10 protein-coding genes are annotated in these 14,446 nt (G+C 40.5%); 7 read left to right on the top strand and 3 right to left on the bottom strand.

What is annotated here, in order from left to right; all coding sequences use genetic code 11:
* Positions 1-395 (top strand): SDR family NAD(P)-dependent oxidoreductase (locus tag A4S05_RS11305; protein ID WP_141699694.1); only part of this gene is annotated, 395 nt, incomplete at its 5' end.
* A gap of 53 nt (positions 396-448) precedes the next feature.
* Here A4S05_RS11305 and A4S05_RS11300 read toward each other — a convergent pair.
* The gene (locus A4S05_RS11300) at positions 449-664 is read right to left on the bottom strand and encodes a hypothetical protein (RefSeq protein ID WP_069069924.1); all 216 of its coding nucleotides are present in this window, start codon (positions 662-664) and stop codon (positions 449-451) included.
* 909 nt (positions 665-1,573) lie between these two features.
* Positions 1,574-1,861, bottom strand: a complete 288-nt coding sequence (locus A4S05_RS11295; RefSeq protein WP_069069927.1) for a hypothetical protein — start codon at positions 1,859-1,861, stop codon at positions 1,574-1,576.
* 406 nt (positions 1,862-2,267) lie between these two features.
* On the opposite strand from A4S05_RS11295, the gene A4S05_RS40205 reads away from it, so the two are divergent.
* The 6 genes from A4S05_RS40205 (at position 2,268) to A4S05_RS43215 (ending at position 8,901) form a co-directional block, all read left to right on the top strand.
* On the top strand, positions 2,268-2,438 hold the full coding sequence (locus tag A4S05_RS40205) for a hypothetical protein (protein ID WP_176726975.1): 171 nt from the start codon (positions 2,268-2,270) through the stop codon (positions 2,436-2,438).
* A 331-nt stretch (positions 2,439-2,769) separates the two neighbouring features.
* Positions 2,770-3,759 (top strand): cation diffusion facilitator family transporter, encoded by a 990-nt coding sequence (locus tag A4S05_RS11290; RefSeq protein WP_069069923.1) that lies wholly within the window; start codon positions 2,770-2,772, stop codon positions 3,757-3,759.
* 73 nt (positions 3,760-3,832) lie between these two features.
* On the top strand, positions 3,833-4,021 hold the full coding sequence (locus tag A4S05_RS11285) for a hypothetical protein (protein ID WP_069069922.1): 189 nt from the start codon (positions 3,833-3,835) through the stop codon (positions 4,019-4,021).
* 89 nt (positions 4,022-4,110) lie between these two features.
* Complete coding sequence (locus tag A4S05_RS11280) at positions 4,111-5,976, top strand: alkaline phosphatase (RefSeq protein ID WP_069069921.1); 1,866 nt, start codon at positions 4,111-4,113, stop codon at positions 5,974-5,976.
* Positions 5,977-6,098: 122 nt separating this feature from the next.
* A complete protein-coding gene (locus tag A4S05_RS11275) occupies positions 6,099-8,312 on the top strand; it encodes a DUF4114 domain-containing protein (protein WP_069069920.1) in 2,214 nt (737 codons plus the stop codon).
* Positions 8,313-8,517: 205 nt separating this feature from the next.
* The gene (locus A4S05_RS43215; protein ID WP_069069919.1) at positions 8,518-8,901 is read left to right on the top strand and encodes a DinB/UmuC family translesion DNA polymerase; all 384 of its coding nucleotides are present in this window, start codon (positions 8,518-8,520) and stop codon (positions 8,899-8,901) included.
* Here the strand turns inward: A4S05_RS43215 and A4S05_RS11265 are convergent.
* Positions 8,873-14,314 (bottom strand): trifunctional serine/threonine-protein kinase/ATP-binding protein/sensor histidine kinase, encoded by a 5,442-nt coding sequence (locus A4S05_RS11265; RefSeq protein ID WP_084227077.1) that lies wholly within the window; start codon positions 14,312-14,314, stop codon positions 8,873-8,875. The two genes, A4S05_RS43215 and A4S05_RS11265, sit on opposite strands and share 29 nt — an antisense overlap.
* Between the last annotated feature and the right edge of the window lie 132 nt (positions 14,315-14,446).

Here is a 14,446-nt window from a genome sequence, read left to right as displayed (position 1 = left end):
CCATTTGTGGCAAAACAGGTGTACCGACTCGTACAGGTTACGTTGCCAGTAAACACGCCATGCAAGGCTTCTTTGATACATTACGGATAGAATTGCACTCAACAGGAGTAGATGTATTGGTTGTTTCACCAGGGTTTGTCGCCACAGATATTCGGCAACGAGCGTTAGGAGCAGATGGAAAACCATTAGGCAAAAGTCCGCGTGATGAAACGCAAGGCAATATGTCAGTAGATGAGTGTGTACATCAAATTATCTGGGCGATGGAGCGGCGTAAAAGAGAACACATCATGACGTTGAAAGGTAAAGTACTCCCTTGGGTAAAGCTAATTATGCCAGGATTGGTTGATCGTATAACTGCTGCGACTGTTCGCAAGCCAACTGCTAACCAGAAGTAACCAGAACTTTAGAAACTGCGTTGAGAGTATATGATTTTCTGTAATTTTTAGTACTACACAGTAGAGCTTGATGCAGCTCTCTTCTTGCCCACTCTCCACCACGACATACTCCCCACTGAAAGCATAAAAGCCCTCGCCTCCCACAGCGCACCGACACCAAACCCCGCTAGCGAAGAGTAGTCTTTCACTACTCCCGGTTGCCATTGCCGGGAAGTAAGGTTATGGACTTGTACTGGAGTGACATCTGCGATCGCCTTTGGCTTAAGCATCTCTATCGCCGTCCCCGCCTCATCTCTGCCCTTGTTACAACCGCGCCTCCACAACCAACGATTGCTACTTCGGGGGGCAACGCTTGCCCAGCTTTTGACAACAATTTGTTGTCAAAATATGACTATTTTCCCACCTGGAGGAAGATAGTCGTAGCTTTTGATCCCACCAAGTAGTTCAAGAATGGTCAGGTGTTCCGTAGTAGATATGACTCAGCCAAGGGTACTCTCATTGTGAGTACCCGATTTAACTGTAAGTTGTTCCGTTGTCAGGACGATGGTTTGGGCTGTTGCACCTTTAGCATTGTGGCATCTCGGCTCTATGTTAATCTATCTGGTTGTATTAGTTAGCCTACACTGCTCTCAATTTCGAGCTGAAAACACTGTAAAAACAGCAGGAGCATCTTCTGGGGTTTCTTGACGCAAAAACAGACGCTCTGTCTCTAACCTTGGAAAAGAGGTCAATGAGACATTTTTGTTCATTTGAAATTTCGCCTTCTTTGTTTTAGCTTTAAAGATATTACCTTACTAACATTTATAACTATTCTCAGCATCCTCAACCGTGAAATTTCTTTGCTCAGTCGGGGTTGAAAAAGGTTAAAAAGATAACATAATGGGAAGTGCTAAAAGCTACGATAATTTGCGCGTCTGCGATTGCATTGCACCCTTATATACCCTGCTATAGCTATCGCCTCCCCTCCTAGCCAAGCAACAATCGTCCTCCACAGCCTACGATTGCCAGCTAGAGTAATTGCGGGTAAAGTTCGCAATTGAAACGGTAATTTAGATGTATCTCAAACTGTAAGACGCTAGAATATCGCATTCTGGCATGGTGTGTATCAGAATGAACATCAATCTTGAGCTTGATTTCAGAAGCGCTCGGCTACGCTGGGCGCTTGCTTTTCGCAACCATCAATTACAGAAATCATCCACGCGGATATCCCGCCAAATATCGGAAATCTGCCAACCTGATTTCCCCACGGATTGGACTATGGGATTATCCCGTAGTGGAATGTAGTTCGGTTCTTTTGGCTCTTGAATCGCTACTAGCTTTTCCTCAATCACAGGGGCAGTAGAATTGACAGTATTAGCTTGAAGAAGTTGGTCTTCTGCCTCCTCGATTAGCTTCATCTGTCTCAGGCTAAGCTTATCAGATTTTTTGATGATTTTCTTAGTATCTGTATCATTAGAAGTTTTCATTGGCTGTTCCTTCAAAGGCATTGGCTCAAAATTTGGATGAGTAAATTTGGGAGAAGTTAGGTATAAATAATTTGCACAGAATTAACAAGGTACACCAAATGTATGAGAAATACGAGTCCCAAATTGTAAGAATTTATTAACTGTGTACAAATCTGTTTTCGGGTAGATGCCCCAGCATAATCTGTTGCACAGATGCAAGTATTAAGCGATTGCTTCTTTCCTCATGACTGTATGTCAATACTGTTTTGCGTTTTTGACTCCTAAGGCACTTGCCAAGAATAAATCAGCCCAGCCGTCGCTTTCGCCTTGAGGGCGAAAGCGCCTAAATCTCTCGGTTTTGCCAAAAATATTATTGATACGGCTGGGCTGATTTATTTATTGGATCTCCCTAATGAGCAGATAATGGATGGTTAAAAGTTCTCGCTGGAAAGGAACAGCGTTGAGAAACTTATCAGGTGAGAAAGGCACAATCTTAGTAGTAGATGACGAAGCCAGCATCCGCCGGATTTTACAAACGCGTCTAGAAATGATTGGCTACAGCGTAGTTACAGCTATAGCAATCCGATTTGATTTTTGAAAAAGACTACGAGATAATACTGTATAAATTTTTATGTATAATTTAAAACAACTATAAAGCAACATAAAAAATCAGGTACTAGTGCTATACAATTTTTAATTTTCAGTAAAAATACTATACTGGACACTAAGTTGCTAGATTTAAACTGTGCTTGTTAAAGTCTGGTGGACAGAGACAAATCTGTTAAAGCAGTGCTGACTGCCTCAAGCTAATATTTCTCTTATATTTAGTGAACTTTTTAATGCAATCAAATAGGAGTTCTATATACTCAAAATAAAAAGATGTATTTTCTAATTGAGATTACTTTGAAACGCTATAAGATTTTTTCCTAATGCTATCACTTAAATGGTGTGAATGTTCTTGTGCAGATGATTCTCCTAAAATGATTTCGTGCCAGCAAAAGTCTAAATTTTTGTGGATAGCAGTGTATGTACTGGTGGGTTTTTTGGTTGCAGAATGGAGTGTAGGTTTGTGGAGCAGGAGTTTATCCTTGCAGGCAGATGCAGGACATATTCTTGCTGATGTGGCAGCTTTATTGATATCGTTGCTTGCTACTATTTTTGCCCAACAACCTGTTAAAAGTAGGGCAACATTTGGGAACCAGCGCCTGGAAGTTTTTGCAGCTTTAATTAATGGGTTTAGTTTAATAGCGATCGCCAACTTTATTATCTGGGAAGCGATTCATCGTTGGCAAAATCCAGAACCAATTTTGGGTTTACCAATGTTATTCATTGCAGTTTTGGGTTTAATCGTTAATATATTTAGCATTAAATGGCTTCATCCCCACACTCATAATGATTTAAATCTACAAGGAGTATTTCTGCATGTAATTGCTGATACTGTAAGTTCTGTGGGTGTAATTATTGCTGCCTTATTAATTCATATTTACCATTGGTGGTGGGCGGATGCTGCTATTAGTTTAGTAGTTGCTGTTTTTATTGGTTTAAGTGCTTTACCTTTAGTCAAAGAAAGCCTGAACATATTTTTGGAGTATGCGCCAGAATCCATTCCTCCAGATCAAGTAGAAATCTTTATCAAATCTTTTCCTAATGTATTGCAAGTAGAGAAACTACATATTTGGAAAATTAATTCCAATAGTGTGATGTTATGCGCGAATTTAACCGTGGAATGTGCAACTATTCATGAGCGCGATCGCCTTTTGCAAAAATTGCAAATTCATCTGCAAAAAACTTTTGGAATTACAGAAATGACTTTGCAACTCAGTAGCTATAAATCCCTCTCAGAAACTTCTATTAATCCTTTATTAAATCAGGATTTAGCTTTAATGTTATCTGCCAATCAATCCCGCTCAAACCTTTAGCCGATCATAATTTTGAATTCGGCACAGCGGGACTAATGTCAACCAAAACTTTTATTTACAAGGAGATTTCGTAATGATTTCATTACTGCAAAAGTACAAACGTTCATTAGTTTGGTTCATATCTGGTCTGGTTTTTGCAATGCTACTTTCCTTAGGAATATCACACCAACAACCAGTTATAGCATCTCAACCGAATTCTACTGAGTCTGTGACGATTTCTGACTTCGCTACTACTCATCTAGAACCGAATTTTTATCAATAATTAACTGCTAAGACTTGTTCAATTAACTTGTAAGAGATATTGCAATGATTTCACTTTTTGGAAAGTGCCGGAGACCTCTGGCCTTTTTTATGGCCAGTTTTTTGTCTGCCATGATGCTGATATTTGGTAATCCTGTGATTCGACCTGCCTTAGCTGCTGGTAATGGGATTAACGTGATTCTGATGATTGGCGATGGTATGGGTTGGAATATGGCTCGGGCTGCGGCGATCGCCAAAGGTGGGGCTTTTTACACAGCCGGGAAAGGTTCCGGTTTGAGCTTCCAAACTCTTACTGGATATGGGCTAGTAACAACCTACGGCACAACAATTGAGGGAAGTAACTCAGTTAAATCAACAGGCAACTCTGCCCTGGATGGAAGTAATTCACTTACAGGTGCAAGTCCTGTTCGTCCAGGCTTTTCATTCCAGCCCACCCCATTTAATCCTGGTAATACAATCAATGGCGACACCTCACTACCAGGTAACTTAGCAGGCTATGACGTAACCAAGGGAGGCCCTACTCCTTGGATTCCCCTATCCCCTGCCAACCCCGGTAATTATGACAAAGAGTACATCAAGTACAGCTATCCCGACTCTGCTAACACCGCCACAACTCTTTATACAGGTGTAAAGAGCTATAACAACGCGATGGGCGTAGACATTTACGAGCAGAAGCTGACAACCATCGTCGAAATTGCCAAACAACAGGGTAAGTCCACGGGAGTCGTTACTTCAGTACCAGTCAGCCATGCAACTCCCGGCGCTGCCGTCTCCTTCGTAAATCGTCGTAATAAGTATGATAGTGACTACGATCCCAACAAGACTAATCAAGACAGTATTTTGCAACAGGCATTACTGAACTTTCAGCCTAATGTTATTTTGGGCGGCGGTCATCCATTAGATCACCAGAACACTACCAGTTCCGGCCCACTCTGTAATGCCACTAGCTACACCTACATCAAGGCATCTACTTACAAAGAGTTGACTGGTAAAACAGCCTTGAGCGATGCAGCCGCTTGTTCAGCTCCTGCTTCATCAAATCCTAACAATCGCTACGGCTACACCTTTTTGGAGCGTGGCCCGAATGCAACTCAGACACTATTGAACACAGCAGCATCAATTGACCCAAACACTGGCGGCAAGTTATTTGGTCTGTATGGCGCTCGCGGTCAAGATGGCAACATTCCTACGAGTTCTTCCAAAGGGGACTACAGCACAACAGGTTTAGGTCAATTTACACTCTATAGCACCACAACTTCTACAAATCAAACTCCTAACCCTGATACTGTTCGTCCTCTGTCTCCTGGTGAAACTGACGCTAGCTTCATTGCCAGAGAGATTAACGAAAATCCCACTTTAGCTGACATGACTCAAGCAGCTTTAACAGTTCTGGGTAAAGACCAAGATGGTTTCTGGCTGATGGTTGAAGGCGGTGATATCGACTGGGCTGCCCATGATAACAACATGGATAACCTGATTGGTACGATGAATGACTTCGATAAAGCCGTGCAAACAACCATTAATTGGATCAACAACAATGGCGGTTGGAGCAAAAACTTGCTAATTGTTACGGCTGACCATGACCACTATCTCACCTTAAATTCCAACTTCCTCTCCAAGTTAACTGCTCAAGATCCAAATGTGTCTAGAGATTTGAAGTTTAACGCCAAGGACATCACTTTTAACCAGCACCTTCCAGCAAATGCCGGTCACTTCTGGGGATCTGACCCAAGTAAAAAATATCTTTGGGGTAGCCACAGCCGACGGATTGTGCCTGTTTACTACCAAGGTGCTAATTCATCAATTTTGACTAAATTCTTGGGTCAACGCTTCCAGATGACAGATAGCTCTGGTACTACTTACAGCGTGCCTGGTGTTCGGGGAGTAGTTGATCAGACCCAGATATTTCAAGCTATGAATACTGCGCTCACGAGTGGAGGAACTCCGCCACATTAACACACCGCTTTCTTGAACACTGACCAGAAGACTGGCTTTAGCAGAGATGTGACTATACATGTCTCTGCTTAATAAAAAGCTATTTCTATCTTTTTCCACCTGTTCTTTATCTAGGTAAAAAAATGGCTGACTCAATCCTTTATTATAAATTTTCTAACACTGACCAAAGTCTCACAGGCAACTTCTTCTTCAATCAAGCTGCTGCTGACGATCAACAAGTAACACTTGAGGAAGGCTTAAATATTTCTGCTACCTACGATGGATATATTTTCACGCAAACTGATGATTCTCAAGCAGTATTATTAACCAACCAATCAGGAGAAATTGCAGATCAAGGATTGGGATTGCAATTTGTCATTTCTGGTGTTTTTACAGTCAACGCTGACATTTTTTTTGATGCCGAGAGAGACAATAGCATTACTTATACCCCTATTTACGCGCCAACAGATTTATTATTGGGTGTTACAACTGTTGATGAGAATGTCTCAGCTAATACAATCGTTGGCACATTTAGCAGCACCGACCCAGATGCCAATAGCACTTTCATCTACACTTTAGTTGCTGGGGATGGTGACACAGATAATGCTGCTTTCACCATTGATGGCGGTAATCTAAAAATTAATAGTTCTCCAAACTTTGAGGCTAAATCTAGTTACAATATCCGTGTTCGCACTACCGATAATGATGGACTTTTCGTTGAAAAAGCATTGGCGATCGCAGTCAACGACCTCAACGAAGCACCTACAGATTTATCATTGGATGTTACAAATCTTGATGAGAATGTCTCAGCTAATATAATCGCTGGCACATTTAGCAGCACCGATCCAGACACCAATGACACTTTTACCTACACTTTAGTTGCTGGGGATGGTGATACTGATAATGCTGCTTTCACCATTGATGGCGGTAATCTAAAAATTAATAGTTCTCCAAATTTTGAGGCTAAATCTAGTTACAATATCCGCGTTCGCACTACCGATAATGATGGACTTTTCGTTGAAAAAGCATTGGCGATCGCAGTCAACGACCTCAACGAAGCACCTACAGATTTATCATTGGATGTTACAACTGTTGACGAAAATGTTTCAGTTAATACAATCATTGGCACATTTAGCAGCACTGACCCAGACGCGAATAATACTTTTGCCTACAGCTTAGTTGCTGGTATTGATGATACCGACAATGCTGTTTTTACTATCAATGGGGATAAGTTACAAATTAATAATGCTCCAAACTTTGATGTCAAATCTAGTTACAAAATTCGGGTAAAAACAACAGACCAAAGTGGACTATCCTTTGAGAAAGCGTTGAATATTGGTGTTAACAATAACAATATCGTTATCTCTCCTGAATTAACAAAGGGTTTTGAGGACGTTTTTAACATTAAAGGTACTAATGATCAAGCAATACTCAAAATCACGATCGCTAGCAGTACTCCTAATCCTAATCGGTTGAATGAACTAGGTGTATTTAATGTTGATGATGCTGCGGGTAGCGTTAAAGATGATACTGGTAAATCACTTCTTCCAGGTGCAGACGGTTATAACAAAGCAGCTTTAGCACGAGCCAAGGTACTTTTCTCCACCATTGCCAATTTGCCAAATGGGTTCAGTAACAGCGATGTTATTCGCTCACTGCAATTAGACTCTGGTTCTAACTTCAGATTTTATTTAGTTCAAGGCACTACAACTCAAACTGTAATCAGTAAAGCTAGTTATACTGACATAGTGTTTTCCTCAACCCAAAATATTCAAGACTTGGGTAACAATGGTTTCTCCCTGAATTTTACTAATCTAACGGTGAATATTCAGGCAACAAATCAATCATTAGATTCCGGCTTGAGTAACGAATTTGGTCAGCAAGGTTCAACTCAAGGAGAACTGCTTTATATCGGTGATAATGTGAACGCTACCTTTACTGTTAACCGAGAAGCGGCTTATAACAACTTTATTGGCTTTTATCAGGTGACTGATGAGACTGGTACTATTAATGTCAATGGTACGATTTATAAACCTGGAGACTCAGGGTATACTGAGGCAGCAATTAATAGTAGGATTGTCGGATTAACAGGAACGAACCAAGCAACAATCACATCTAATGAACAATTCAGTTCTGATAGTATTTTTGCACCATTTATTATTGCTAATGGCGATCCCAACACATATATAAGCCGAGGAAATCCTGTTTATTTCTCATTTTTGGGTGCTAATCCGACTAGCGATCGGCAAGTAGATCACATCCGCTTATTAGGCAATAACACCTTTGGCTTTGAGGATTTACCAAATGGTGGCGATCGAGATTTCAACGATATAATTGTGCGAGTTAATTTCAGATGACATCGGAAGCAATGTGATTTTGTCAGGGCAAGAAAAGGCAGAGGGTTAGAGGGGATGGGGGGTAGAGGAGAAACTATATTCAAGCCCTTACCTTTGGGTGTGGTGAATAATTGCAAATTGCGAATTGTTATGTTGAGGCGAATCAGGTTCGCAAGTCCATTGGTGCAGAACCTCATTTGCACAGGACTTAAGCGATGTCGGTCAAATGTTACAAGAACTCGAACAAATTGCCCAAATTGTCGAGCAACGGTTAGAACAATACGAAACGCGAGGACACACATTAACTCTGAAAGTCAAGTTATCTGACTATCATCAGATAACCCGCAGAAAAACAATGCTTGCTCCCATCAGTAAACTCTCTACGGGTTATGCTATCTGTATTAATTATCTTCATAATCAACAAGCGGCACAGGCAATTGTTAGTTCTATTGCAAAGATGGGAGGTAGACTGATTGCAGTTGCGGCTGATGTTGCTTTGGAAGAGGATGTAATTAAATTGTTTCAAGTGGTAGATGAACAATTAGGAAAAGTAACTGCCCTAGTCAAAATAATTCGTCGCTCTACACTAGTCTTGCCTGAAGGGGGATAGAAACAATAAATTCAGCCCCTTGTCCTAAAACTGATACACATTCCAACTGCCCTCGATGCTTATTAGTCACAATCTGGTAACTAATAGATAACCCTAAACCAGTGCCTTTCCCAATAGGTTTTGTGGTAAAAAAGGGCGTGAAAAGTTGCGTCCGCACATTTTCATCGATACCAGAACCGTTGTCAGCAATGCGAATGACGGCAATATTGCCTTCAATAGTAGTACGAATTGTAATGATACTGGGCTGACATGCGATATCAGCATAGGTCCGGTATTCATTAAATTCCTCTAAAGAGTCGATGGCATTGGCGATTAAATTCATAAATACCTGATTCAGTTGGCCAGGGTAGCACTCTACAGGTGGCAGGTTGCCGTACTCCTGTATTACCTGAATTCCCGGATGATCTGGCTGGGGTTTAAGCCGATTTTGCAAAATCATTAGGGTACTATCAATGCCTTCATGGATATTAACGGCTTTGACTTCAGCTTCGTCTAAGCGGGAAAAGTTTCGTAAAGATAATACAATTTGTCGAATGCGATCAGTTCCCACTTTCATTGAAGCCAACAGCTTAGGTAAGTCTTCCATCAAAAAATCTAAGTCAACTGCATCTATTTCATTCTGAACTTTAGGTGGTAAATTCTGGTTTTGCTGCTGATAAAGTTGTACTACACTCATCAAGTCTTTGACATAATTATTTACGTAAATAAGGTTGCCGTAGATAAAGCTAACTGGGTTATTGATTTCGTGAGCAACGCCTGCCACCAACTGCCCCAAGCTAGACATTTTTTCGCTTTGCACCATCTGGGACTGGGTGAGCTTCAATTCATCGAGCGTGTGTTCTAGCTGCTTTGCTTTCTCACGCGCTTGTGTTTCCGAAATTTCTAACTCTTGGGAGTATATGTGTAAGTTTGTGTAGAGGCGAGCATTTTCTATAGAGATGGAAACTTGCGAAGTTAATAAGTTCAGTACTTCTAATCGCTCTGCGGTAAAGACTCCGGTAGTGAGGTTATTTTCCAGGTAAAGAACTCCAGTTAGCTTACCCTGATGAGAGAAAGGCAAACACAAAATTGATTTGGGTTGATTGGCAACAATATAGTTGTCACTCACAAAACGCTCTGTGTGGCTAGCATCGTCTAAAACCAAATTTTCTTTTGTTCTTTCAACATAGTTAATCAGCAAAACTGGTAGCTTATGCCTTACTTGAAACAGACTCGACGATCGCACTGTCACTCGATCTCGCTCAATGCTTCCTTCGGCTTCAATTACCCACTGGTTCTCCCGTTTTATAAGTAGATAACCCATTTGGGCACCAGCATTCTCGATCGCGATCGTCATCATTTTCTCCAGCAGAGGATTTAACTCCATCTCGCTTGAGAGTGCTTGGGACGCTTTAATCGCTGTGCTTAAATCTAGAGTTTGGATTTTAGCTTCAGAAATATCCCGAATCTGCTTTGTAGCTGGACCTCGCCCATTTACCTCCCCGGCTGTATCTGCAAAAAGTTGGGAATATTGTTCATCGAGTTGCTGGACTTTAGCCGTAGCTTCCCACTTGAGATAGCAATAGCGGGCTTCTTTAAAATAAACTTTGGCAAAGTTTTTTCTATCCTTTGCCAAGTAAAATCGAAATGCGAGTTCGTTTGCTAAGGCTTCATTCTGTAAATAACCGTTTTCAGCAGCAGAAGCGATCGCCTTGTCATACAGCTCCATTGCCTGATAATCTTGTTTATCAATCCGAGCCACTTCAGCTTGAATCAGCAAGAACTTGTGTTGATAATTAGTTGGACAGTGCATTGCCCATTGCTGGAATTTTTCTAAGTTGGCATTTAGTGTATGCAGATAAGTAACTTGAGTTTCTGTATCTACCTCTGCATAAGCCCCTGCTAAGGCAATACTTTGGTGAAAGTAAAAAACAGGATTAATAAAAATTCCTCGCGCTCCCCCTACATATTTTTCGGCATTGTCTGCATACTCAACAGCTTTGATAAATTCTCCATACCAGTTACAGAGCGCAAGTTTATAGATGTAAACTACAAATGCACTCAACATATCCGAAGATGCCAATGCAAATTCTAGCACTTGCCGTTCATCTGCCCAAGTTCCAACAAGCTCGTCAATCTTTTCTGCTGGCTTAATCAGGTTAGCGATCGCTTCCATAGCCAGCAGATGGTAGTTCAACATATTTCTATCAATCTTGCGGAGGCTAGGAATAAAATCTTCGGCTACTTCTGCGGTTTTTTCTAAAGATTCATTTCCAAATAAGCATTGCCATAAATAATTAACTGAACAATAACCAGACCATTGATAAGAACCTGTTTCTAAACCACTATTAAATCCCTTCAATAAATAAGGTTTTGCTTGGCTAATATGGTCTTTGTAATGACAGATTAAACCTCCCCACATATTCAAAATATTTGCTTCTAGTTCTTTAGTTCTTAAAATTTCATGCAAACGCAGAGATAGCTCACCAAACTCATAACCTGAATCTACCTCACCATATTGAAATACTAAGTTGAATGAATACAGCATGTAACCAAATACAGAAATTGGTGAGTTGCCATACTGAACTGAAAGTTGAGTTATGTTCATTGATGTGATATGCAATGCTTTAGATCCTAAAAAGTAGGCAATAGGCCAGACTTCTTTTAAGATGCGTTGAGCCATTAACTTCTCTTCGTCTTGCATTGGCGGGAGTTCTGCGAGACTAAAAGTTGAGCGATCGCCAATAACTTTTTTAGTATGATTAAGTTTTTCTAACAAATATGCATCATCAGGATAAGCTGTAAACTCCAAGCCTAAAAGTTCTAAGGTATTTAACCCAATTTTATAGGCGGAGTTTAAATCATTCTCCATGCGATAACACATAATCCGATATTCATTTACTCGGCACATATCAAGAGTAGTTTTAACTTTGCTGAAAGTATGTTCAAAAATCAGCAAGGCTTGCTCATATTCACCATTTAAAAATTCTGCTTCTCCAGATTGTAAGTGTAAACTTAATGTGAGTAAATATTTATCTTGCCAGCTAATTTTAGGTAGATAACTCATCCCTGTTTTCAGAAGTTTTAATGCAGTTACAAACGCCGAAGATGATTTTGCTCGCTGGCCTGCTTTCAGATTTAATTCTGCTAGTTCATATCTTTCTGCTGGTTCCACAATCAATGAACTACCAGCATTGAGATGGTTGACGATATCAAAAAGATGTTCTTCTAACTGGGCTTTTTCAGTATTGTGTAATAGTAGTTTTCCAATTTTTAGATGTACTTCTTGTTGCTGCTCGGTTGGAATTAAAGAATAGGCAGCTTGCTGAACGCGATCGTGCAAAAACTTATATTCAACTTGTACCGCAGTATCGCAGTATGTTGCTAATTCTGACTGATTCAACAACTGGGGAATTTTGTAAGTATCGCTTAAGGGAAGAATTAATCCTGCTCGCAAAGCTGACCATAAATCAACTGCTGTTGCTGATGGAGATTTTTCATTTACTACAGCTAGAATTTCTAAATTAAATCGGTTGCCGACACAAGCAGCTAATTGTAAAACTTGCTGTGTGGGTTCTGACAGTCTCTGAATTTTATTCACCATTAAATCGACAACATTATCGGTAATGGCTTGTTCCTGAATTTTGTTGAGATCCCACTTCCAGAAACCCGAACGATAATCAAATGTCAAAAGATTATCTTGATGCAGTACTTTTAGTAACTGAGTCAAGAAAAAGGGATTACCTTGGGTTTTTTGAAATAGCAAATCAGCTAAAGGTTCTGCCTGAGATGATTCGCAATTGAACGTGTCAGTAACCAGTTGAGTAATATGAGGTGCTGCTAATGGCTTCAAAAGTAACTCTTCAACGGTTGCCCCAAATGCTTGAATTGTCTCTAGCATTAGCATCAGTGGATGGGTGGGACTAACTTCGTTATCTCGGTAAGCCCCAATCAGCAAGAGATACTGACTTTCTGGGTCAGTCATCAGATTTTCGACCAGGTTTACAGAGGCAGCATCTGCCCATTGGAGGTCATCTAAAAACAATACTAAGGGATGTCCAGCAGCAGTAAAGGCATGGATAAATTGCTTAAACACCCGATTAAAACGGTTTTGAGACTCAGCAACCCCCAACTGCGGTACAGGCGCTTGCTGCCCAATAATCAGTTCTACTTCCGGGATGACATCAATAATAACTTGACCATTAACTCCTAATGCTCGTAGTAATTTATTTTTCCAAAGCTCAACTCTGGCTTGGCTTTCAGCTAACAGTTGTCGCATCAATTCTCGAAATGCTTGAATCAAAGAAGCATAAGGAATATCTCGCTTGAGTTGGTCAAATTTGCCACTGATAAAGTAACCTCGTTGCCGGACAATCGGTTTGTGAACTTCGTTAACTAGTGAAGATTTGCCGATACCAGAATATCCCCCTACCAACACAACTTCGCTAGAACCAAGACTAACTTTTTCAAAGGCAGCCATTAAAGCCGCCACTTCTACTTCCCGACCATAAAGTTTTTGAGCTATTTGGAATTGATGCGAAAAATCCTGTTGGCCTAAGGTAAAAAGCTCAATGCTACCTTTTATTTGCAGTTGTATCGCTGCTTGCTCTAGGTCAGCCTTTAACCCGTAAGCACTTTGGTAGCGGTCTTCAGCAGTTTTGCTTAGAAGTTTCATCGTGATCGCAGAGATTGCCAGTGGTACTTTAGGATTAATCTCGTGCGGAGCTACTGGCATTTTCGCAATGTGACAATGCACCAACTCCATTGGGTCTTGGGCATTTTGGAACGGGAGGTGACCTGTCAGCATTTCATAGAAAATGACACCTAATGAGTAAAAATCTGTACGATAATCTAAGGTTCGGTTGATGCGTCCAGTTTGCTCAGGCGACATATAAGCCAGTGTTCCTTCTAGAAGGTTGAGGCTAGTAATTTCTGGGCTTTCTTTTGATAACAGCGAAGCGATACTGAAATCAATCAGTTTTACTTTTTCGGTATTGGGGTTATAAAGAATGTTTTCGGGCTTAAGATCCTTATGGATAATGTGGTGGGTATGTAACTCTCCCAAAGTTTCAGTAATTTGTTCGGCAATATTCAGAAATTTTGTCAGTTCAATCCCTGTAGTAAATATCTGATGTTTTAAGGTTTCTCCACCAAAGTCTTCTAAAACCAGTGCTAGACCATTATTGTAGCCGTTGTCATAACTGATTAATTCATGGACTTTAATTACACCTGCAATATTCAGATTTTGGATGATTTCGTATTCGTGCTTGAGTTGGGCAATCTCTTTGATACTGGGATACTCTGCTTTGAGCAGTTTAATAACAACTGAGTGTCCCTTAGCCTTGGAGTATGCTCGATAAATTACTGTGGTAGCAGCTTCATAAATTAAACTTGTAATACTATAGTCAGGAATATGAGCAATTAATTTAAACATTAATACTTGTCTGAATGTTGTTTTCTAATAGATTTTGGTAGCTCCTATGATAGTTCCCAGAATTGAAGCCAAGTTAACTCTTCAAATGCTAATTAAGGAAAAATTAGCCTCATTAATCTTTATCAGTACGCA

Source organism: Nostoc sp. KVJ20, assembly GCF_001712795.1.
Taxonomy (GTDB): Bacteria; Cyanobacteriota; Cyanobacteriia; order Cyanobacteriales; family Nostocaceae; genus Nostoc.
This window is presented reverse-complemented; position numbering and strand designations above follow the sequence as displayed.